Source organism: Vibrio sp. 1641 (assembly GCF_033339995.1).
GTDB classification, from domain to species: Bacteria; Pseudomonadota; Gammaproteobacteria; order Enterobacterales; family Vibrionaceae; genus Vibrio; species Vibrio alginolyticus.
Window position 1 is genome coordinate 238,250 of sequence record NZ_JAWOVP010000004.1, and the last position, 21,544, is coordinate 259,793.

A 21,544-nucleotide genomic window follows, 5' to 3' on the forward strand; every position below is an offset into this window, starting at 1 on the left:
TATGGATAGTCAATTCCCCCTTTTTCTTGTACTGCTGTTTTTGTCCGTATTCTTTATTAGCCAAGCGTTAATTCTGCCTTCTGCGGGTAAAAAGGTTAAGCATAAGCAATTAATCAAGCGGATACACGAAAGCCATAAACATATTGATCAAGAGAGTATTTCTTTATTAAGGGAAAACTCGCTCAAGAATCTATCGCCATTAGAGCGATGGCTTGTGAGGTTTAGCCTGTTCGATAGCTTTAAGAAGAAGTTGGAACTGGCTGGGATACACATGGGGTTCAGTCGGTTTATTTTCCTCACATTCCTCGGAGGGACTGCGGTTGGTCTATTTCTGTTCTTGTTCGGGCAAGTTTGGTACCTCTGTGCTGGCGTTGCGTTTGCTTGCTGGGTGTCTGTTTACTTCTACATACAGAAAAGGATTGCTGATCGTTTAATGAAATTTGAAGAGCAACTGCCAGAGGCTCTCGATATCATCAAGCGAGTTTTGCAGGCAGGGCAGCCAATTACGCAGGGGTTTGGAGAAGTAGGCAGAGAGGTTAGTGCACCGCTTGGTCCTGAGTTCATGAATACCTTTAACTTACTCAACTATGGTTATGACCTCCGCTTGGCGATTATGCAAATGTCGGAGAGAACTCCTACCGTATCTATGCTTGCTTTCTCCAGTGCTGTGTTACTGCAAAAGGAAACGGGTGGTAACTTAGTCGAAAACATTGAGAAGCTCTCCCATATCCTACGTGCTCGTTTCAAACTCGCTCGAAAAATAAAAACCATTTCGGCGGAATCTCGAATGTCGGCATGGGTATTAGTATTAGCGCCTTTTGGTTTGTACGTCATCATTTCCCTTGTTCGACCTGAGTATATTGAGTTACTCCACACGCATCCAATGGGGATCAAAATGGTCATTGGTGGGATGGTAGCGTTGTTTATCGGCACGCTTTGGATTCGTAAAATCGTCAATATTGAGGTGTAGCCATGGAAAGTATTCAAGGATGGTTAAACGATTTTGCTGTCGGCCAAGAAACACTGCTTATGGGGTTGATCCTCATCACTACAGTGTTGGTTGTGATGACGTTAGGCTCGATAATTATCGGGGTTAACTCGCCAATTAAACGAAAGTTAGCCGAATTGTCTGGTGATAAGAAAGAAGTCTCTCATCACAACAAGAAAATGTCAGACACCTTGGAGTCGTTAGCGCCTTTAACTTCCCCAACCAGTGAAAAAGAGCGTCAAACGACACGCAATAAACTGATGCATGCTGGGTTTCATGAAAGCAATGCATTATCGATGTTTTATGCCATTAAATCGGTCACGACAATCTTAGGTGTGATGGTGGCGGCACTGGTGTATTTCTCGGTTCCGGAATCTAAATACCTGTACACGTATATGGCGTTATCCGTATTTATTGGGCTTTTATTTCCTGATTTTATTTTGCGTCGAATGGTGAACAAGCGTCAGCAAGCGATTCGTGCAGGTGTGCCCGACATGCTTGATTTGCTGGTGGTTTGTACCGAATCAGGGCTTGGCTTTAATGCAGCGTTGCGTCGGGTTGCTGATGAACTGGTTATCTCTCACCCAGAGCTTGCTGATGAAATCGATACGGTGTGCAACAAAATTAAAGCGGGCAAACCAATGCCAGAAGCGCTGAGGGAGCTAGTATTAAGGACAGGGTTAGAAGAATTAATGGGGCTGGTAAGTATGCTTAGCCATGCCTCTCGAATAGGGGGGAGTTTAGTCAACTCCTTGCGTGAATATACCGAAGACTACAGGGATAAGCGTCAACAAGCAGCAGAAGAAATTGCTGCAAAAATCCCAGTCAAAATGATGTTTCCAATGGTGCTATTTATTTGGCCTTGCTTTTTTATAGTGGCTATCGGACCTGCGTTAATTTCATTGGCTGAGGCATTTTCTAATTAAAAAGCAAAATAGGGATCGTTATGTGGATTAAGAAATACGTCATCATCTCGTTGTTGGTGCTTACCGCATGTTCAACAACTGAACAGTCATCAGATTTCGATTCAACGCTGTACTCAGGTAAGCCCGTTGAGTCTCTCACTAATGATGAACCACCCAAAACAGAGGAAGAGGCAATCTCACGAGGGGATATTGCATTAAGCAACAAAAATGTCGACTTAGCCTTGTATGAATATATTCGCTCGCTCTCTTTCCCGAATGCGGTCCATAAAGATAAAACCTTGTACACCGTGGGGCGCATCCATTTAGCTAGGGAGAATTCAGAACTCGCCGATAAATCATTTCGAGCATCTTTGGCTGAGAACCCCGATCATATTGGCTCCCTGACTGAGCTTGGTACTTTATACACGAAGCGTGGAGAAAAGGACGTTGGGAAAAGCTACTACATACGCGCTTTGAATGCTGACCAAATTCGCATGGATGGCGATCCTACCATCACTAAAGACAACATTACTGCAGAGAGCGTTGCAACATATCGCTATGATGATAAATCACCAGTCTCTGCTTACTCCGGTCTAGGTGTGCTTTACGACATTCGTGGCGACCACGATATTGCGCAGGCGTTAATTCGAAAAGCGTTGGATATTGACTCAAGAAACGTAAACGCTTTGGTCAGCCTTGGCTACTCCTACTACATGGAAAAAGCTTACTCAAAAGCGGCGCACTTTACTCAAGCCGCACTAAGTATCAAGCCAGGAGATGAGAGAGGAATCAATAATTTAGGTCTCATTGCTTTAGCTAAAGATCAGCCACGACAAGCTCTGAGTATTTTTAGTCGACACATGACAGAGCCGGAAGCACTCAATAATGTTGGTTACTTCTTGATCCTTCAAGGCAAACCAGGCGAGGCGATTCCTTATCTACAACAGGCTATTGATAAGAACCCTGCCTACTATGAACTGGCAAATAAAAACCTAGAACGAGCATTGGCAATGGTGAGAGAGCGAGGGGATACCTCTACCGCGCTTCTCCAATAAATTTGAAGACCCTTTTAAAAGAAAGCCACTCTGCAAGATAGAGTGGCTTTTTCATTTACCGGGAGTAGTCCGTTGCAAAGGTGTTTGTTCAATTAGCCGTTCATTCTCTTCTTTCAGGGTAAGAAGCATAGCGCCGTAAAGCCCAACCAACTATCTTCCATAACATCACCGTCAAGAGTGTTGCGAGGTAGCCATCAATCGCATAATGCCAAGCTAAATGTACCGAACCGATTTGAATGATGACTGCGAAAGCGTAGGCAAAGTAGCCGATGGTTTTGTTGAGTCTATAAATTGATAGCGCCATCAAAACCGCAATGGAAACGTGCAAACTAGGCATTGCCGAAATGCCAGAGCCAATACCATTGGCATTCGCGATGTACTCATCCCAAAGATATTGCTGTGTAGGCAATGCCCACAATTGCCCAGCGTCCACATTGGTAAGATATTGGCTTTGGGCTTCGAGCGTTTTCATCAGAGGAACAAACTGTTCATCTCCAGTGATAAGCTCCACATAGCAAGGGCCTGCTGAAGAAAGCAGCGTGGCGAAGAAGACACCAAGAATCATCCAAGACAATGCGAACGTGAGTAAAAACTGTTGCCTTACCAACGGGTATTTTTTGTAGATAAGGAAAAAGATGAGTATGCCCCACATACAAAAAAACCATGCGTTGTAGGCTACATTTAGCCCTAATGAGGCCCAAGCATTGGAGAATAATGCATGGGTCAACTCCCACGGAGCAAACCCGAAGTGTAGCAACGAATCAATATTCGCAAAGGTCAGATCCCACTTGAATGGATTGATGATTGGAATCAGCGATTTCAAAAACGTGTGGTTAGAGAAAATCAGGTTGAGTGCCATCATCGAAACAAACACTGATACAGGTCGGTACAGCGGAAAAATAAGATGCTTCAGTTTTCGTATGAAGCGCTTTGCTGGCTGTTTTTCTTTGCGCAGTATGAGATAGAAATAATAGTAGATACACCAGCTTAAACCTGTGACATACAAAGCTTGCATGAGCGTTTCAAGGTAAGTGGTAAAAGAGTAATCGATAGGGAAATCGAGATACAAAGAACAAAGGTAAATAATGGTCGTAGAGATAAAGCAATAGGTGTAGAAAATCTTATCGTTCAATAACTCATTCTTCACTGATGTGAGTAAAGCCGATGCTTTTTGCTGCCAGCTCAGGTTGAGCTCGTAATTGTTGTCTTGTTCCATCGATGATCCGTCATCTCTATCCTTCCAATATCATTAAGCTTAGTTGAGAAAACGGGCACTCGTATTTGAGTGCCCGTGGTTTATCTGGATTCAATAGTTGGCGTATCAGCAGACTAAATCATGCCCGTGACAAGGCCTGCAGCCACAAAAAACACGATCTTCCACAGAACCGATAGGTTGAGCTTTTTGTGTAGATAGAAACCCGCAATCACTAACGCCATGTCGATGGGAGCAACAACTGCGCTGCTAAATACTGGCTGGTAAAGTGCCGCGAGTAGTAACCCTACTACCGAGGCATTTACACCGTTGATGGCGCCGGAGACCAGCGGTTTGCCTGCCAGTGCTTGCCAGTTTTTAAGAACGCCAAGCAGTAAAAGAAACCCTGGGAGGAATACGCCAAGTGTTGCGATCAGAGCGCCTAAAATTGGCGTATCCGAAAGCTCATAACCGATAAAAGTCGCAAAGGTGAACATTGGCCCCGGTACAGCTTGTGCAGCGGCGTAGCCTGTTAAAAATGCATCTTGGCTGAGCTGGTCGCCAACAATGTTTTGCAGAAGCGGCAGAACCACATGACCGCCACCAAACACTAAGCTACCAGCTTGGAAAAAATCACTAAACAGCCCAAGCAAAGGTAACGTATGAGCCACTAACGGTAAGCCGAGTAAAAGCACCGCAAATAGAGCCAATGGCGCGATAGACGGTTTAAACGGCTCGGCTGATGGCGCGGAGTCTTTCTTTAGATATCGCATTCCGACAAAACCTGCTGCGATCAACACGAACATTTGCGTCATGATGCTTGGTGCCACCAGCAACGCAATCGCAGTCGCGACGCACAAACCCGCGGTCAGTTTACTTTGGCAGAAATTTTTGTACATGCCCCAAGTAGCATCCGCCACGACGACGACTGCTAGCAGTTTTAGGCCGTGAACGATGTTTTGGAACATTGCGGTGTCGGTGATTTGGCTACTCACCATCGCCAGCGCCAACATGATGATCACCGAAGGAAGCGTGAATCCGACAAATGCTGCGCATGCGCCACCTAAACCGCCGCGTTTATAGCCTAAAGCAAAGCCAACTTGGCTTGAGCCCGGTCCCGGCAAAAACTGACTGAGCGCGACAATTTGCGCGTACTCGCTGTCATCAAGCCATTTCAGTTTCTCAACAAATGTTTGGCGAAAATAACCAATATGAGCCGCAGGGCCGCCGAAGCTGAACCAACCCAGCCAGAAAAAAGTTTTGAATATGGTGAACATGTCGAGCCTGTTTAACTAAAAAGCATTGTTGCTAATTTATCGAATGCTCTAAAATGACTCAAATTGATGATTTTAATTTCATCTATGAATAAAATGGGATGAGGATGTTGGAGTGAAAGAGGACATTCAGTGGCGCAACATTGACTTGAACTTATTGGTGACGTTTTCCTACTTGTATCGCTATCGAAGCGTTAGCGTCGCGGCAGAGAAAAATTACGTTAGCCAGTCGGCGATGAGTCATAGTTTGTCTCGTTTAAGGTTGTTGTTTGACGACCCGCTTTTTGAGCGAAAAGGGCACAAGATGGAGCCCACCGAGCACGCTCACCACATCGCGCCAACTGTGCATCACTTGTTGGATTCTATCGCCAAAGACTTGCTCACTAAGTCTGCCTTCCAACCTGAAAATTACGCGGGTGTATGTCGCATCGGGTTAACGGATTATGCCGAGTTTATCTTTGCTCCTCGGCTTTATGACGAAATACGCCAGCGCGCCCCAGAGGCGCAGATCAGTTTTATTAACGTCAATCGTAGCAACTACGTGGCACTAACTGAGCATGAAAAGCTCGATGTCATTATTGGCAGCATGCCGGTGTTGGATGACAACTTTGAGAGCTTGTACTTGTACACCGAAAAACACGTGTGCATGTGTGATAAACAGGTGTTGAAAGGGGAAACACAGCTGTCTCTGGAAGCGTTCGCGAACATCGAGCAAGCTCTGGTAAGTCCCGATGGGAGCTTAAAGACACAAGTAGACCAAAAGCTCGCAGAACATGGCTTGAGCCGCAAAGTCACCGTGGCGTCGCGCAACTTTCTCACTATTCGGCATCTATTGAAAAAGCGCGATCTCATTGCCATCGTGCCAGAAAAAATGGCGTTGGCGGAGGGCTTTTCGGACGATCTCGTTACCGTTAAGCCGCCGATCGCCGTTGCGGATTTTGATATTGCTATGCTGTGGCATTCCAGCCGAAACAATGAAGACAAAGGCATTTGGCTACGCGAGTTGGTTTCTTCGACCATCACCTCTAAATGATAAACATTTGGGGCACTCATGGTGCTTAGAGTGATTTGTTGTTGAACTTCTTACTACCCGCTGAGTTATCGGCGTTATACCGAAACAGTACTGATTGAGCAAAATGAATGTCTTTGGTTGGGGGGGGATGTTCCAGATTTAATTCATAAAAGAGATTAATGGAAAAGGTATCATTGAGTTGTACCACGTAGTTTAAGCTCTGTTTGCACGTATACATGAAGAGGTTGTAAGCGTCCATCTCGGTATTTTTCCACCAGTAAGTTCACTCCCTGAGTTCCCATCAACTCAGAGTGAATACGAATTGTAGACAACGGCGGAAAGGTAAAGCGAGCAGTAGGAATATCATTCATACTAATCAACGTAATATCCTCTGGTATCTTTAAGCCAAATTCATGGATTGCACGTACTATGCCAATCGCGATGGAGTCTGAATCAATGAATACTGCTTTCGGGAAGTCACCTTTGGCTAGCATCTCTTTCGCTAAGTTATAACCGGACAAACTAGAGCAGGCACAATAGTGTATATCTTGTTCTGCGATCACGCCTTTTAGATAGCCATAGTCCAAAAACACATTTTCACGAATGTCAGCTGCGTCGTGCTTGTCTTGACCGCCAATATAACCGATGCGGCGGTAGCCTCGTTGTACAAAGAAATCAACTACTTGCCTACTGATTCGAATAAGGTCGACATCAACGCAATCATAAGGGCAGGTTGGATCTGAAAAGTTTATGTAGCAGATGCTATCGGCTAGACGTTTAGGTAATTTATCTACTACCTTTTGGTCGACATTTCCGACTAAAAGGACACCTGTTATCTTTTTCGTTTCAACATCAATTTCACTGTTATAGCAATTGGTTAGCGTAATACCTAATTTGTCGCATTGCGTTTCAATCCCATGACGAATTGATAAGTAGTAAGGGTCATTCACCTCTGTTTCTTGTTTGTAGTTATATAAGGCTAAAAAGTGATGTTTTTGCTTAGCTTCTTTGATGCCTTTCTTCGAGCTACTGGTGCGGTACTCCAGTTTTTCTGCAATTTCCAAAATGCGGTATTTGGTTTCTTCTTTAACGCTCAACGTTGGGTCGTTGTTCAAAACCCGCGATACGGTTGCAAGTGAGACGCCTGCTTCAATGGCGATATCTTTTAGCTTTGCCATGTAAATTTCCCGTTGGCACTGCCCAAGTGTGAGCTCAATAATCTGACTATTTTAAACAGCTACTTAGAGATGCACAAACCTTTAGTAAGACAGTCCTAAACACTTTAAATCAGCATATCAAGCCAACTTGTTTTCATGAAATACACTCTATTGAGTAATAAATAAAGCTGTAAACGTAAGGATTATATTGCTGTAAAAATACTGAAAAACGCGACTGGTTTGGAAACTTGCTACTTGTGGTAACTCTAGTACTTAATAGGACTCGAGCTGTTTAGAGTTTAACCAAGCAAACCTTTTATTGTTCATGTTTATGTTTTGTGTCTCATTTTATAAACAAATCAATAGGAAAGTATTCAACTCTATTTATAATCTCAGCGCTTTTAAAAGCTGTCTAACAGTATGAAAAATTAGGAAATTATAATGAAAAAAGTATTGCCATTATTGGCTTTAGGTGCAGTGGTTGCTTCAGCATCAGTTCAAGCAAAAGGTAACTGGTATGTTGGTGCTGATTTGGTAAATTCAGACCTTAAAGTTAAAAGCTTGTCAAAAGATTTTTCTGCGACAGGTCTTAGCCTTGCTGTAGGTAAAGAGCTTCAATATTCAGAAAACTTCAAACTAGCTTTTGAAGGTGAGTACATATACTTTGGCGACTTTGAAGAAACATTTTCTTACATGGGGTGGCCGGTTAAATTTAGTGTTGATGCTTCTGCGTTCAATTTCAATGCGAAGCCTAAATACCAATTTGCAGGTACAGGCTTCTATGTTGGTGCGATTGCTGGCCTTGGTGTAATGAGTGTTTCTTATGAAGTGAAATCATCTAGCACTGTTACCGATGATGGTCGTGATGTAGGCTTTAACTACGGTGTTGAGGCTGGTTATGAGTTCGCTTCAGGTTTGATTGTATCTGGTGGCTACCGTGCTTCTTCGGTAAGTATTGATGCCGAAAACGGTGGCAGCGAAGATTTTGATTTTGACAGCCTGTACGTTGGTGTTGATTACAAGTTTTAAGCTCGCGTAAGCAAAACATAGATACTAAAAAGGAGCCGTTAGGCTCCTTTTTTGATCAGATTATCAATCAACTCATAATGGTGATCTTGTACGCCTGCAAGGTTGCCATATTTGGGTTGATGGCGGTCATTTTCTTTCGCGTGTTGCCAGCCAATGGTGTGACGCACAAAATGCTCTGCAAACGCGTGGGAAACTTCCAAGCAACCTGCCAGTACGGTATCAACATAACTTTGCATGATTGGGCTCTTTGCGCATGGTGGTAGTGGCTCGTCTTTTACGTAAACCCAAATGTCATGTTCTTGGTTAAAACTCGCATCTGTTTCGATTTGATCTGGCTGCAGTTGAATACGATGATAACCTCGCTCACGGCGATCGAATTCTGCGAGCGCTTCTTTATTCACTTCGAGTAAAACGCCATTAACCTGTCCATCGCCTTGGTTCACCACTAATGGAGAGAGGCTGTAACTGTCGTCAATCTTCCCCCAGTAGCGAACCAACCCATGTGCTATGACGGGAATGGCTTCTCCCGTTTGTCCGGTTAATTTACGTGACGCAGAATTAATCAAACTGCCATAGCCAAATATGTACATTGCCGTTGCATCCCTTAACTGATAGTTGTGCCTCTCATGTTTATACCTAACCCGCATCTGAAGCACAACTTTACCTCTTAAGTATAATCTCAACCATAAACATGTATTTTTTATACATGTTTATGGTAGCATCAATATGTAGTTGAGTTAACCAGCATCGAGAGACGCTTGAGGGCAAGATAATGCTGAATATCACCGATAAAAAAGTAGAAGAAAAAATCCCCGCATGGCTGCGATTAGGCTTTCGGCCGTTTTTTCTGTTTGGGTCGATTTACGCCATTGTTGCGATTGCGTTGTGGGTGTGGATGTTCCAAGGCGGACAGCCAAACGCATTAGCCGTGCCTGCATTGTGGTGGCACGTACATGAAATGTTGTTCGGTTTTTCGATGGCCATTGTAGTTGGCTTTGTACTGACCGCGGTACAAAACTGGACTGGCATTAATGGTACCAAGCATTACATGCTTCTGGCTTTATTTGGCTTGTGGTTAGTGCCCCGCATATTGCTTTGGACACCAGCACCGTTATGGTTAACCAGCAGTATCGAAGCGGTATTTTTACTGTTTGTCGCCTATGAGGTGGGCATTCGTGTGTATCGAGCCAAAGGTTGGCGTAATTTGTTTTTCGTTCCACTGTTTCTTTTAGCCATCTTTGCGAACTTTGCAAGCTACGCAACGATAAAAGGTATGCCGCCCTTTAGCTCTTCAGCGGTGTGGCAAGCAATGCTGTGGTGGTTTACCTTGCTGTTGTCAGTGATGGGCGGACGTGTGATTCCATTTTTTACTGCGCGTCGATTTAATTTCGAAAAAGCGCAACCATTGGCTTGGTTAGAGTGGTTCGCGAACTTGCCATTGGTAATGCTATTTGTGCTGAGCTTTTTCCCTGTGACGTTTGCAGAACTAGGTAGTCCTTTGATGCTATTTGCAGGTGTTGCTCAGTTGGTGCGTTTTGTTCGCTGGAAACCTTGGTTAACCCTGAGCGAGCCTTTAGTGTGGTCGCTGCATGCTGCGTATTTGTGTTTACCACTAAGCTTAATTTTGCGAGGCGTCTGGGGAGATGCATTTGCCAGCCATAACCTCATTCACCTGTTTGCGATAGGTGCGTTAGGCGGTTTGATTTTAGCGATGATTACACGGGTGACGATGGGACATACTGGTCGCATGATCTACAAAGGGCCAAACATGAGCCTTGCGTTTGCAGCAATTACCGCGGCAGCTTTGGTTCGCAGTTTCGCCGTGATCTTTGATCCAGCGAACATGATACTGTGGATTGATATCAGCGGCGGATTATGGATTGTTGCGTTTGGGCTATTTGTGTGGCGCTTTGGTGTGATGCTTGTGACCCCTCGTGTGGATGGTCACCCCGGATAAGATTCTAATGTGAGTAGAGAAAAGAGGAGCCGCGTGCTCCTCTTTTGGTTTTTGTTCTTTATAGGTTTAGTGTTTATTCGTCTTCGTCGTCCGCTTTATTCGTGAGCCCCAAGCGTTTAAATAGCCACCACTCTAGACCAAAAATGACAATTAAGGCGATGCAGAACCAGGTGAATGCCATGGTGGATTCCACGCCTGGCATTCCACCAACATTGATACCGAGTAAACCTGTTAAGAAGCTGGTTGGTAGAAAAATCGTTGCTACCAAAGTAAACAGGTAACTGTTTTTATTGGTTTTCTCATCACGATGATGTTTGATCTCTTCTTGGAAAAGCGCCACTTCTCCAAGATAAAACTCAAGTGTTTCATTTATGCGCGTAATATTATTGTGTGCGAAGCGATATTGATGAGGTCTCAAAGCAATCAATTCTGATTCTGACTCCACAAGATCACGGATAGCGTACTGCTGAGGGCGAATAAAACGCTTGATAGAAATCAGTGCTTTTTGAGTCGCCATATGTTTGTACGTCGACTCATCATTCACGTCGAACTGGTTTAGTGTTTCTTCAATCGTATCAAGGTAAATGTCTATTTTACTGTTTAATCCTTCAATGATCTGATGAAGTAAACTGGCAAGACTTTTTGGGCCTTTGCGTTCAGCTAATGCTTGGCGAATCTCCATGATCGCGCGTGATGGAATTTTACGAGTTGAAATGAGTGCGCCTTGAAAGTAGAGAATTCTAATACTAAGCATATCTTCTGGTGATGCATTGCCGTTCATATTGACGCCTCGTAAAATCAACATGAAGTTCTCGTCATCCAAAGGATGGAAAGATGGTCGGCTTTCGTCGGCTAATAGATGATCAACCGTTGCACGAGGTACTTGGTTCTGCTCCAGCCAACCACGAATATCAGGATGCAGCCGTTCGCAATGGTACCAATGCTTAGCTTGAATTTGCTCTGCCGTGGTGGATTGTTGAGTTGCTTCTGGGGTTGAGAAGTCCCAATGTTCAATCATAAAACCCATTTTCTTTTCCTTGTTTGAGCCGATACCAAAATAACCTCAAGATACTTCTTTCGCGAGAATTGCTTGCCATACAAAGGCAATGCTCTGAGTACGGTACTCTGAAGTCATTGATGCATTATTTTTCAAATGAGTATGATTGTATTTAACGCCAAATGTCTATGAATAGTTGTTCTTATTTGCAATCGAGTGGAGCGCACCAAAATGTTGTGCTTAAACAACAAAACAAAAAGCCTGCAACTAAGCAGGCTTTATTGTGGGGGAGGGAGGGGAGCTGTTAGCCAACTTGAGAAAGATTAACCACTTTCTGTTGTAGCTTTTTCTTTAAATAGTCCGTTAAGGCCTGTTTTTCTTCCTCGTTCATGTAAAGACCAAGCTTAGTACGGCGCCATAAAATGTCTTCATCGCTCATTGCCATTTCATTGTTCATTAAGTAATCGATCTCACGTTGGTAAACACCACCGGCTTGTGTCGAGAACGTTTGTCCTAAGTCAGCTTCACTTGTTGTACCTTCCATTAAGTTCCACGTTTGGGTACCAAACTGTGTGACATAACGAAGAATCAATGCTTCTGGCGCCCAAGTGTATTTAGCGTGAATTTGTTTAGCTAATTGTTCACGACTACAGCTGAAGTTACCACCAGGAAGGGTTTGGTTGGCAGTCCAGTCTTTACCCATTTCAGGTAGGAACGGAGCTAGCTTTTTCATTGCTGCTTCACCTAACTTACGGTAGGTCGTTAACTTACCACCAAAAACAGACAGCAGAGGTGCATGGTCGTATTCCGCATCGAGCTCTAGCGTGTAGTCTCGTGTGATTGCTTGCGGAGAGTCAGATTCATCGTCACATAAAGGACGAACACCACTGTATGTCCAAACTACATCTTCGCGAGTCAACTGGTGGACAAAGTGTTGGTTTACGATATCAATGAGGTAATCGACTTCGTCATCTGAGATCGACACTTCGCGAGGGTCACCTTTGTATTCCACATCTGTTGTACCAATGATTGAGAACTTATCTAAGTAAGGAATCATAAATACGATGCGATTGTCTTTGTTTTGAAGGATGTAGGCTTGCGGTTCGTTGTGGATACGAGGAACAACGATGTGCGAGCCTTTGATTAAGCGAATGTTACGAGGAGAGGCTTGCTCTAATCCATCATCAAAGAACTGTTTTACCCAAGGCCCCGCTGCATTGACTAACGCTTTCGCTTTACGTTCGAAACGTTGGTCTGTCATCACATCGTGAATAGTAACGTGCCAGATACCACCTTCACGGTGTGCTTTTTCCACGCGGCAGTAGTTACGCACTTCAGCATGGTTTTCGCGAGCCGCAAGAACGTTCAGTAATACTAAACGCGCATCATCAACCCAACAGTCAGAGTATTCGAAACCCGTTTTCATTTCTGGTTTTAGCAAGCCAGATTTCGCAAGGTTGACGGTTTTACTGCCTTGCAGCGTCGTACGTTTACCCAAGTTATCGTAAAGGAAAAGGCCACAACGAATCATCCAAGCTGGGCGTAGGAATGGGCGATGCGGTAAACGGAAACGCATTGGTAGTGCGACGTGTGGTGCTTTACGAAGAATAACCTCACGCTCTGCGAGCGCTTCCGAAACTAAACGAAACTCGTAGTGTTCAAGGTAGCGTAAACCGCCGTGTATCAGTTTAGAACTTGCTGAAGAAGTCGCAGATGCGAAGTCATTTGCTTCATATAAGCCAACACTCAAACCTCGGCCTGCTGCGTCTGCCGCAATACCAGCTCCGTTAATGCCGCCACCGATTACGATCAAGTCTAAGGTAGTGGATGAGCTAGTAGTGGAAGCATTATTTTGTATACTCATAAATTTGACCTCTTGGTGAGCGAACGAGCATTTTAGAACATAATGTAATCCTAGCTCAGGTTTCGTTTGTGATCATCTATTATTTTCGTTTGTGAGCGTTTTGTGTGATTTAGACACAAAAAAACCTCTGTCTAATTAAGACAGAGGTCATTTGAGGGGGAATTATACGATTGACGTTACTCGTTTTCGGAGTTTGATTCGTTAGCTTCAACCACTTCAAGTGGGATAGAAGCTTCCTTCAAAATTGACAAGATTTCTTCTGGTGGCTGCTTATTGGTAAAGATCATGTTGAGCTGTGCAATATTGCCTAGTTTCACCATAGCATTGCGCCCGAACTTGGTGTGGTCTACGGCAAGAAATACACTACGGCTATTGTCAATGATCGCTTGTTTTACCCGGACTTCGTGGTAATCAAAGTCTAATAGCGAGCCATCGAAGTCGATACCGCTAATGCCGAGAATACCAAAGTCGAGACGGAACTGTTTAACGAAATCGAGGGTAGCCTCGCCAACAATACCGCCGTCTCTGCTGCGGACTTCTCCACCCGCTAAGATGACTTTGATTTCAGGGTTAGGGAAAAGAATGGTCGCAACATTGATGTTGTTGGTGACAACACGCAACTGTTTATGGTTTTTATTGAGCGCTCGCGCAACTGCTTCTGGTGTGGTGCCAATATCGATGAATAGTGTGGCACCATCTGGAATGTGTTTGACTACCTCGTCTGCAATGACATCTTTTTCATTGAAGTTGAGCGCTTTACGCGTGTTGTAAGATGTGTTTTCAGAACTGAGAGGAATAGTGGCTCCACCGTGATAACGACGAATTTTGTTGTCATCGGCGAGTTCATTGAGATCGCGTCGGATGGTTTGTGGGCTGACATTGAATCTTTCTACCAACTCATCCGTGCTGACATAGCCTTGTTTTTTCACCAGCTCAACAATCTGCTGGTGTCGAGGTATTTGCTTCACTTACCACTCCCTTGTGCATTGGTAACGGCCAATGCTTCAAATTCGAAGCTCTATTGTGCTCGAATTTGCTCGTTGTGAGAAGTAAGCGAGTTCAGGAATCGGGGATAAAGCGCAAAAAGAGCGCACAAATGGCGCTCTTTTTTTCTTATGGAGATGAGATTAATCTTCTTCGTCGTGAAGTTCAGACCAGGTTTGTGCACATTTCACTGCACGTTTCCAGCCCTTGTAACGACGATTGCGTTTTTCTTCATCATCGTGTGGCTCAAAGGTGCGATCAAGTACCGCTTTATTCTGCAACTCATCAATGCTATCCCAGTAACCAACTGCAAGGCCGGCAAGGTAGGCTGCACCAAGAGCGGTAACCTCAGTTACTTGAGGGCGGTGTACTTCTGTGTTCAATACATCGGATTGGAATTGCATTAGGAAGTTGTTCGCTACTGCACCACCATCGACGCGAAGGTTCGCAAGCTTAATGCCTGAGTCAGCTTGCATCGCATCCAGTACGTCACGAGTTTGATAAGCGATGCCTTCCAATGTTGCACGGATGATATGGTTTGAATTCACACCGCGAGTAAGGCCGACAATCGTGCCACGTGCGTAGGCATCCCAGTATGGAGCGCCTAAACCAGTAAATGCTGGCACGACATAAACGCCGTTTGATGTATCCACTTTTGTCGCGAAGTATTCAGAGTCTTCTGCACCGTTTAGGATTTTCAATTCATCGCGTAGCCATTGGATAGAAGCTCCACCCATGAATACGGCGCCTTCAAGTGCATAAGCTGGTTCGCCTGCAGGACCACAAGCCAAAGTAGTTAGAAGGCCATGTGTCGAAGTGACTTTTTCTTGGCCAGTATTCATTAGCAAGAAACAACCCGTACCGTAAGTGTTTTTCGCTTGACCCGCTTCAACACACATTTGGCCGTAAAGCGCTGCTTGTTGGTCACCTGCGATTCCAGAAATAGGAATACGAGTACCGCCTTTACCACCGATGTTGGTTTTACCGTAAATTTCCGATGAGCGCTTCACTTCTGGCATCATAGATGCTGGGATGCCAAGCTCATCTAACATTTTTTGATCCCAACATAGATCGTTGATGTTAAACAGCATGGTACGCGATGCGTTAGTGTAGTCGGTTACGTGAACGCGACCTTGAGTCATCTTCCAAACTAACCAAGTATCGACAGTACCAAACAACAGCTTACCTGCTTCTGCGTCTTCTCGTGCGCCTTCAACATTGTCCAGAATCCATTTAACTTTGGTACCGGAGAAGTAAGGGTCAAGCACCAAACCAGTGTTGTCACGTACATAGTTTTCGAGACCGCGTGCTTTTAAATCTTCACAGATATCAGCAGTACGGCGACATTGCCATACAATCGCATTGTAAACGGGTTTACCTGTTTCTTTGTTCCAGACGATAGTCGTTTCACGCTGGTTAGTAATACCGATAGCCGCTAATTGGTCGCTACGGATGCCAGACTTAGCTAGAGCTTCTACTAAGGTAGAGCTTTGTGTTGCCCAGATCTCCATTGGATCATGTTCAACCCAACCAGCTTCTGGATAAATCTGAGTAAATTCGCGTTGCGCGACGCTTACGATGTTCGCATCATGATCAAGAATCACTGCGCGAGAGCTTGTTGTACCTTGGTCTAGGGCAACAATGTATTTTTGCTCAGTCATGGTAAGAATCCTTTTGTTTCGTTATTTATATTTTAGTAAATGTTCGAGTTACGTCAGTTTTAAGCTCTAGCTTCTTCTGTTTCTTCTTCCGTCTCACATTGGTTTGGAATCGTGCAACCGTGACCTTGTTGTGGAAGGTAAGCGGCAATCGCTTTTGGATACAACCAACCTCCAAAACATGCACCTGCAATCGGAGCAAGTAAAGGCACGATAAAGTAAGGAATGTCTTTAGCACCTGTCAGAGCGTAATCCCAGCCTGCGAAGTAAGCGAACAGCTTCGGTCCAAAGTCACGAGCAGGGTTCATAGCAAAGCCTGTTAGTGGGCCAAGTGAACCACCGATGACGGCAATCAAAATACCGATCAATAGAGGGTTCATTGCGCCACGTGCCGCGCCGTTATTTTCATCGCCCAGAGCCAGAATCGCAAACATCAGCACAGCAGTGATAACGAATTCCACAGCAAAAGCACCAAAGAAAGAGAGGGAGGCATGCGGATAGGTTGAGAAGATACCAGCAGTTGCTAGTGCATCTTGGCTGCTGCGAACGAAGTTATGAGCGATTTCGTAGTCGGTGAAAAGGTTGCTGTATAAGCTGTATACCAATGCAGCAGAACAGAATGCCCCAAGCATTTGAGCGATAATGTATGGCACCACTTTCGCCTTATCAAAACCATGGAACATAGCAAGTGCGATGGTAACGGCAGGGTTGATGTGTGCACCAGAGACGCCAGCCGTACAGTAAATAGCGATGGCGACACCGAAGCCCCATACAATACTGATTTCCCATTGTCCAAATGATGCGCCTGTTAGAACTAAGGCTGCAACACAGCCTACGCCGAAGAAAATAAGTAGTCCTGTACCGATAAACTCGGCCAAACATTCTCCGAGCAGAGAGGGGTGTTTGTTCGTTGTCATGTTAAAAGTCCTTTGATCATTTTTGCCTGTCTAGCACGATACTATTGTGCATACATAAACGTTTGCGAAAACAAACGAGCGTTAAAAATGAGCGTTTGAGCATAAATTTGTTAATCAAAGTCTTCGTTTTTGTTAAATGGCGCATCTTTTAACCGGAAAAGAACACAACGAAAATAATTTATTTGTCACGAGGCCAGTGTTGAGAGCGCTCAAATTACCGATGTGAAAAAGAATGCACAACTGGTAAGAGGAGTTTTGTGAAGCTGCTACGTGCTTGGAGATTTATTGCACAGAACTTGTGTAGCAATTAACCCTAAAGGAGTAGCGGAATGTCAAATGTATCAAGGGATAGCAGTGATATAAAAAATACGCTGTCATGTTTGGACTTTTAGAAACAATCGTCATCCCATTGGTACCAATAGGATGAGTTGATAAGAGAATAAACGCTGTTAATGTCTTGTGTTTGTGAATCATTGCTTCGGCTTGTATTCAAATAAAAATTGTTTTTTTTATTTCGTTTGATGCTAAACGTGATCGTTTTTCAGCTTTTTAGTTATTAGTTGGTTCGGAGCGAGTAGGGCAGGCGTAAATCGCCCTTTTTACGGTTAGTTTATGTTCTAATTCGAGCCTTTGTTTCAAAGGTTTCGAATTGGAATGCTCAAGTGAGAGGTTTGAACATCAGTTTCATATTAACGAATCTTGAGTAAAGTTGAACGATGATCTAATTAATGCTCATATAATTTACTGTATTTACTTATATTTAATCCATGTGCAACATTTGTCACAGAAATAAAATCCTAACTCCATACAATTCATGAACTTTCGAACGAAGATTTATTTTGTTTCGTTCGCTCCTTTTGTGTTTTTACCATCGCATACAAAATAATGAGGTTCCTATGTTTGGAATATTCAAACCTAAGGCGCACATTGATCGTCTGTCCCCTGGCAGCATCGATAGCACCTACTCTCGCCTCCGTTGGCAACTCTTTATCGGTATCTTTGTTGGCTACGCCGGTTACTATCTAGTTCGTAAAAACTTCAGTTTGGCGATGCCTTATCTTATCGAGCAAGGCTTTAGCCGCGGAGACTTAGGTGTCGCCTTGGCAGCTGTTTCCATTGCATATGGTCTCTCTAAGTTTCTAATGGGCAGCGTTTCAGACCGCTCCAACCCTCGCTATTTCCTTAGTGGCGGCCTATTGATGTCTGCATTAGTGATGTTTTGCTTTGGCTTTATGCCATGGGCGACTGGTAGCGTCACTGCGATGTTCATTTTGCTTTTCTTAAACGGTTGGTTCCAAGGGATGGGGTGGCCTGCTTGTGGCCGAACCATGGTGCACTGGTGGTCACGTAAAGAGCGTGGTGAGATCGTTTCGGTTTGGAACGTGGCGCACAACGTGGGTGGCGGCTTGATTGGTCCACTATTTATTCTTGGCCTGTGGGCATTTAATGATGATTGGCGCACTGCATTTTATGTTCCTGCATTTTTCGCCACGTTGGTTGCTGTGTTTGTTTGGATGACGGTTCGCGATACCCCTCAGTCTTGTGGTCTGCCTCCGATTGAAGAGTACAAAGACGATTACCCAGATGACTATGACAAGTCCCATGAACAAGAAATGACAGCGAAGGAAATCTTCTTCAAATACGTCTTCAACAACAAACTTCTTTGGTCGATTGCAATTGCAAACGCATTTGTTTACCTAATTCGTTACGGCGTACTGGACTGGGCACCTGTTTACCTAAAAGAAGCGAAGGATTTCTCGGTAGATAAATCGTCATGGGCTTATTTCTTATACGAATGGGCTGGCATTCCAGGAACACTATTGTGTGGTTGGATCTCTGACAAATTGTTCAAAGGTCGTCGTGCACCTGCTGGTATCTTATTTATGGTGCTAGTGACAGTTGCAGTGATGGTTTATTGGTTTAACCCTGCGGGCAACCCAACAGTAGATATGGTGGCGCTTATTGCAATTGGCTTCCTAATCTATGGTCCGGTTATGCTGATCGGTTTGTACGCACTTGAGCTCGCTCCGAAGAAAGCCGCAGGTACTGCCGCTGGTCTTACTGGTCTGTTTGGATACCTGGGTGGGGCAGTTGCCGCAAACGCGATTTTGGGCTACACCGTAGACCACTTTGGCTGGGATGGTGGCTTTATCATCTTAGTGGGTTCTTGTATTACTTCTATCGTGTGTTTGATGTACGCCTTCTTAGGTGAGCGTGCGCACCACGAGCAAAAAGAGCGCGAGAAGGAAGCGCTAGCGTAATATTTATTTAAAGAGGCAGTGGAATACTGCCTCTTCGCTTTATCAAGGAAATAACAATGAAAACAAAGTCAGTATGTCTTACTTTTTTAGCACTTAGCCTCTCTGCTGGTGCGATTGCGAAGCCGCTTGTCATTGCGCATCGTGGCGCATCGGGCTACTTGCCTGAGCACACGCTAGAAGCCAAAGCACTTGCTTACGCAATGAAACCTGACTACATAGAGCAAGATGTGGTAATGACGAAAGATGACCAGTTGGTCGTGTTGCATGACCATTATCTCGATCGCGTAACGGATGTTGCGGAGCGTTTTCCTGATCGTGCACGTAAAGATGGTCGTTATTACGCGATTGATTTCACTCTGGCGGAAATCAAATCCTTGCGAGTAACTGAAGGCTTTAATATCGATGACAAAGGCAACAAAGTAGCGGGCTATCCAACCCGATTCCCTATGTGGAAATCTGATTTCACCGTGCCGACGTTTGCTGAAGAGATTGAGCTGATCCAAGGCTTAAACAAAACGCTGGGTTATGACATCGGTATTTACCCAGAAATTAAAGCGCCTTGGTTCCATCGTCATGAAGGTAAGGACATTTCTAAAGCAGTACTTAAAGTCTTGAAGCAGTACGGTTACGGCTCTCAAGACGACAAAGTCTACCTTCAGTGTTTTGATGCGAATGAACTTCAACGCATCAACAGTGAACTCATGCCTGCAATGGACATGGACTTAAAGCTCGTTCAGCTTATGGCTTACACGGACTGGAACGAAACTATGGTGTACAAAGGCGACAAGGCAACACCATACAGTTATGACTGGATGTTCGAAGCCGACGGAATGAAGAAAGTAGCGAGTTACGCGGAAGGAATTGGACCTTGGAAGCCGATGCTGGTGGATGATAAGTCAACCAAAGACAATATCATCATCAAGCCGTTGATGAAGGCTGCAAAAGACGCTGGCTTGCAAGTGCATCCATACACGTTCCGCGCCGATCCAGGACGCATTCCAGCGTACACTGACAGCTTTGAAGGCATGATGGATGTGTACTACAACCAAGTAAAAGTGGATGGTTTGTTTACTGATTTCCCAGATAAAGCGGTCAGCTTTTTAAATCAGTAATCACGCATTTTGCTGTAAGCTAAAAAATCCCCCAACAGTTTCCTGCTGGGGGATTTTTCGTAGGGTTAATTCACGAATGAATTAGTTGTTTTTATGCAGTTCGCTGTTCAGTTCAACCGCGCTCTTGTTAGCAAGACACTCGATTTGACCTGTTACAGAGTTACGACGGAACAGTAGGTCAGAAACACCTGCAAGATCGCGTGCTTTCACTACTTCTACTTCTTGGCCAGCAGAATCTAGCATGCGTACTTTAGAACCAGCAGTTACGTACAGACCTGATTCGATAGTACAACGGTCACCCATTGGGAAGCCAAGACCTGCGTTCGCGCCTAGTAGAGAGTTTTCACCGATAGAAACTACAACTTTACCGCCGCCAGATAGTGTGCCCATGATAGATGCGCCGCCGCCGATGTCAGAGCCGTTACCAACCACTACGCCAGCAGAGATACGACCTTCAACCATGCTCACGCCTGTTGTACCCGCGTTGAAGTTGATGAAGCCTTCGTGCATTACTGTTGTGCCTTCGCCAACGTGTGCGCCAAGACGTACGCGAGAAGTATCAGCGATACGAACGCCAGTTGGTACTACGTAGTCCACCATTTTAGGGAACTTGTCTACGCAATCTACGCTTAGTGCACGACCCGCTAGGCGAGCTTCAATTTGACGCTCTGCTAGTTCAGGTAGATCGATTGGACCTTCGTTAGTCCATGCGATGTTGTGCAGTAGACCGAAGATACCGTCTAGTACTGTGCCGTGTGGCTTAACTAGACGGTTAGAGATAAGTTGAAGTTTTAGGAAGCCTTCAGCAACACTTTGTGGCTGCTCGTCAGTGGCAAGGATAACCAGTACAAGTGGTTGTGCTGATTCTGCTGCTTTTGCTGCGAAAGATGCGTTTGCTGCATCGCCGTTTGCTTCAAATGCTGCTGCTAGTTCTGCGCTTTGTGCTGCAGAGATCTCGATAGCTTGGTTGCCTTGCTCATAACCTGCTACTGCTGCTAGTGCGTTAACAAGCGCTTCGCTTGGGTTAAGAACCGGGTTTGGGAAAAACGCTTCGATGATTTTGCCGTCGCGGTTTTTAGTTGCCGTACCAAAGGCTAGAGAGAAGAAAGCCATAGTTGATCTCCATGTGTTGAGTCTTGTGTCTCGTCTGTTCACTGACAAGAAATAATTAAGTTGTCAGTC

General features: G+C 44.7%; 18 protein-coding genes. 8 read left to right on the forward strand and 10 right to left on the reverse strand.

Translation table 11 applies throughout. The annotated features are described in order from the left end of the window. The first annotated feature begins 1 nt into the window (after position 1). The 3 genes from R7Z47_RS11585 to R7Z47_RS11595 are packed head-to-tail and all read left to right on the forward strand — an operon-like array spanning position 2 to position 2,948. Positions 2-970, forward strand: coding sequence for a type II secretion system F family protein (locus R7Z47_RS11585; protein ID WP_005386459.1), 969 nt, complete (start codon positions 2-4; stop codon positions 968-970). 2 nt (positions 971-972) lie between these two features. After that, a complete protein-coding gene (locus R7Z47_RS11590; protein WP_005386462.1) occupies positions 973-1,914 on the forward strand; it encodes a type II secretion system F family protein in 942 nt (313 codons plus the stop codon). 20 nt (positions 1,915-1,934) lie between these two features. After that, positions 1,935-2,948 carry a tetratricopeptide repeat protein gene (locus R7Z47_RS11595; RefSeq protein WP_005386465.1) on the forward strand — a complete coding sequence of 338 codons (1,014 nt, stop codon included), beginning with the start codon at positions 1,935-1,937 and terminating at the stop codon, positions 2,946-2,948. 100 nt (positions 2,949-3,048) lie between these two features. Here the strand turns inward: R7Z47_RS11595 and R7Z47_RS11600 are convergent, their stop codons facing one another. Together R7Z47_RS11600 and chrA are read right to left on the reverse strand one after the other, a co-directional pair. Beyond that, on the reverse strand, positions 3,049-4,164 hold the full coding sequence (locus tag R7Z47_RS11600) for a phosphatase PAP2 family protein (protein ID WP_262606822.1): 1,116 nt from the start codon (positions 4,162-4,164) through the stop codon (positions 3,049-3,051). Between the two features lie 113 nt (positions 4,165-4,277). Beyond that, positions 4,278-5,417, reverse strand: a complete 1,140-nt coding sequence (gene chrA, locus R7Z47_RS11605; RefSeq protein ID WP_262606823.1) for a chromate efflux transporter — start codon at positions 5,415-5,417, stop codon at positions 4,278-4,280. Between the two features lie 112 nt (positions 5,418-5,529). Here chrA and R7Z47_RS11610 point away from each other — a divergent pair, with 112 nt between their 5' ends. Beyond that, positions 5,530-6,447 carry a LysR family transcriptional regulator gene (locus R7Z47_RS11610; protein WP_411913054.1) on the forward strand — a complete coding sequence of 306 codons (918 nt, stop codon included), beginning with the start codon at positions 5,530-5,532 and terminating at the stop codon, positions 6,445-6,447. A 170-nt stretch (positions 6,448-6,617) separates the two neighbouring features. On the opposite strand, the gene ebgR is transcribed toward R7Z47_RS11610, so the two are convergent. Further along, positions 6,618-7,604: a transcriptional regulator EbgR gene (gene ebgR, locus R7Z47_RS11615; RefSeq protein ID WP_262606824.1), complete on the reverse strand. Its 987-nt coding sequence runs from the start codon at positions 7,602-7,604 to the stop codon at positions 6,618-6,620. 420 nt (positions 7,605-8,024) lie between these two features. Between ebgR and R7Z47_RS11620 the strand changes: the two genes are divergently transcribed. Further along, on the forward strand, positions 8,025-8,612 hold the full coding sequence (locus R7Z47_RS11620) for a porin family protein (RefSeq protein ID WP_262597486.1): 588 nt from the start codon (positions 8,025-8,027) through the stop codon (positions 8,610-8,612). A gap of 38 nt (positions 8,613-8,650) precedes the next feature. On the opposite strand, the gene R7Z47_RS11625 is transcribed toward R7Z47_RS11620, so the two are convergent. Further along, positions 8,651-9,202 (reverse strand): gamma-glutamylcyclotransferase family protein, encoded by a 552-nt coding sequence (locus R7Z47_RS11625; RefSeq protein ID WP_042521366.1) that lies wholly within the window; start codon positions 9,200-9,202, stop codon positions 8,651-8,653. Positions 9,203-9,384: 182 nt separating this feature from the next. Between R7Z47_RS11625 and R7Z47_RS11630 the strand changes: the two genes are divergently transcribed. Beyond that, a complete protein-coding gene (locus R7Z47_RS11630) occupies positions 9,385-10,569 on the forward strand; it encodes an NnrS family protein (RefSeq protein ID WP_005391701.1) in 1,185 nt (394 codons plus the stop codon). A gap of 73 nt (positions 10,570-10,642) precedes the next feature. Here R7Z47_RS11630 and R7Z47_RS11635 read toward each other — a convergent pair whose 3' ends face one another. The 5 genes from R7Z47_RS11635 to R7Z47_RS11655 all read right to left on the reverse strand — a co-directional run bounded on the left by R7Z47_RS11635 (position 10,643) and on the right by R7Z47_RS11655 (position 16,989). Beyond that, positions 10,643-11,596 carry a CorA family divalent cation transporter gene (locus R7Z47_RS11635; protein ID WP_262606825.1) on the reverse strand — a complete coding sequence of 318 codons (954 nt, stop codon included), beginning with the start codon at positions 11,594-11,596 and terminating at the stop codon, positions 10,643-10,645. A gap of 274 nt (positions 11,597-11,870) precedes the next feature. After that, the gene (gene glpD / locus R7Z47_RS11640) at positions 11,871-13,430 is read right to left on the reverse strand and encodes a glycerol-3-phosphate dehydrogenase (protein WP_262606826.1); all 1,560 of its coding nucleotides are present in this window, start codon (positions 13,428-13,430) and stop codon (positions 11,871-11,873) included. Positions 13,431-13,606: 176 nt separating this feature from the next. Continuing rightward, positions 13,607-14,398: a DeoR/GlpR family transcriptional regulator gene (locus R7Z47_RS11645; protein WP_005380192.1), complete on the reverse strand. Its 792-nt coding sequence runs from the start codon at positions 14,396-14,398 to the stop codon at positions 13,607-13,609. A 159-nt stretch (positions 14,399-14,557) separates the two neighbouring features. Then, a complete protein-coding gene (glpK, locus tag R7Z47_RS11650; protein WP_005380193.1) occupies positions 14,558-16,075 on the reverse strand; it encodes a glycerol kinase GlpK in 1,518 nt (505 codons plus the stop codon). Between the two features lie 59 nt (positions 16,076-16,134). Continuing rightward, positions 16,135-16,989, reverse strand: coding sequence for an MIP/aquaporin family protein (locus R7Z47_RS11655; RefSeq protein ID WP_005380195.1), 855 nt, complete (start codon positions 16,987-16,989; stop codon positions 16,135-16,137). Between the two features lie 896 nt (positions 16,990-17,885). Between R7Z47_RS11655 and glpT the strand changes: the two genes are divergently transcribed. Together glpT and glpQ are read left to right on the forward strand one after the other, a co-directional pair. Beyond that, positions 17,886-19,250: a glycerol-3-phosphate transporter gene (glpT, locus tag R7Z47_RS11660; RefSeq protein WP_262606827.1), complete on the forward strand. Its 1,365-nt coding sequence runs from the start codon at positions 17,886-17,888 to the stop codon at positions 19,248-19,250. A gap of 56 nt (positions 19,251-19,306) precedes the next feature. Next, positions 19,307-20,362 (forward strand): glycerophosphodiester phosphodiesterase, encoded by a 1,056-nt coding sequence (gene glpQ, locus R7Z47_RS11665; RefSeq protein ID WP_025768218.1) that lies wholly within the window; start codon positions 19,307-19,309, stop codon positions 20,360-20,362. 81 nt (positions 20,363-20,443) lie between these two features. Here glpQ and dapD read toward each other — a convergent pair whose 3' ends face one another. Next, entirely contained in the window at positions 20,444-21,475 is a 1,032-nt protein-coding gene (gene dapD / locus R7Z47_RS11670) for a 2,3,4,5-tetrahydropyridine-2,6-dicarboxylate N-succinyltransferase (protein ID WP_042521367.1), read from the reverse strand. Positions 21,476-21,544: the final 69 nt, after the last annotated feature.

What these genes read in the sequence shown, in the direction of transcription:
- R7Z47_RS11585 (WP_005386459.1), top strand. Translation starts at nt 2, where the DNA reads ATGGATAGTCAATTCCCCCTTTTTCTTGTACTGCTGTTTTTGTCCGTA.
- R7Z47_RS11590 (WP_005386462.1), top strand. Translation starts at nt 973, where the DNA reads ATGGAAAGTATTCAAGGATGGTTAAACGATTTTGCTGTCGGCCAAGAA.
- R7Z47_RS11595 (WP_005386465.1), top strand. Translation starts at nt 1,935, where the DNA reads ATGTGGATTAAGAAATACGTCATCATCTCGTTGTTGGTGCTTACCGCA.
- R7Z47_RS11600 (WP_262606822.1), bottom strand. Translation starts at nt 4,164, where the DNA reads ATGGAACAAGACAACAATTACGAGCTCAACCTGAGCTGGCAGCAAAAA.
- chrA (WP_262606823.1), bottom strand. Translation starts at nt 5,417, where the DNA reads ATGTTCACCATATTCAAAACTTTTTTCTGGCTGGGTTGGTTCAGCTTC.
- ebgR (WP_262606824.1), bottom strand. Translation starts at nt 7,604, where the DNA reads ATGGCAAAGCTAAAAGATATCGCCATTGAAGCAGGCGTCTCACTTGCA.
- R7Z47_RS11620 (WP_262597486.1), top strand. Translation starts at nt 8,025, where the DNA reads ATGAAAAAAGTATTGCCATTATTGGCTTTAGGTGCAGTGGTTGCTTCA.
- R7Z47_RS11625 (WP_042521366.1), bottom strand. Translation starts at nt 9,202, where the DNA reads ATGTACATATTTGGCTATGGCAGTTTGATTAATTCTGCGTCACGTAAA.
- R7Z47_RS11630 (WP_005391701.1), top strand. Translation starts at nt 9,385, where the DNA reads ATGCTGAATATCACCGATAAAAAAGTAGAAGAAAAAATCCCCGCATGG.
- R7Z47_RS11635 (WP_262606825.1), bottom strand. Translation starts at nt 11,596, where the DNA reads ATGGGTTTTATGATTGAACATTGGGACTTCTCAACCCCAGAAGCAACT.
- glpD (WP_262606826.1), bottom strand. Translation starts at nt 13,430, where the DNA reads ATGAGTATACAAAATAATGCTTCCACTACTAGCTCATCCACTACCTTA.
- glpK (WP_005380193.1), bottom strand. Translation starts at nt 16,075, where the DNA reads ATGACTGAGCAAAAATACATTGTTGCCCTAGACCAAGGTACAACAAGC.
- R7Z47_RS11655 (WP_005380195.1), bottom strand. Translation starts at nt 16,989, where the DNA reads ATGACAACGAACAAACACCCCTCTCTGCTCGGAGAATGTTTGGCCGAG.
- glpT (WP_262606827.1), top strand. Translation starts at nt 17,886, where the DNA reads ATGTTTGGAATATTCAAACCTAAGGCGCACATTGATCGTCTGTCCCCT.
- glpQ (WP_025768218.1), top strand. Translation starts at nt 19,307, where the DNA reads ATGAAAACAAAGTCAGTATGTCTTACTTTTTTAGCACTTAGCCTCTCT.
- dapD (WP_042521367.1), bottom strand. Translation starts at nt 21,475, where the DNA reads ATGGCTTTCTTCTCTCTAGCCTTTGGTACGGCAACTAAAAACCGCGAC.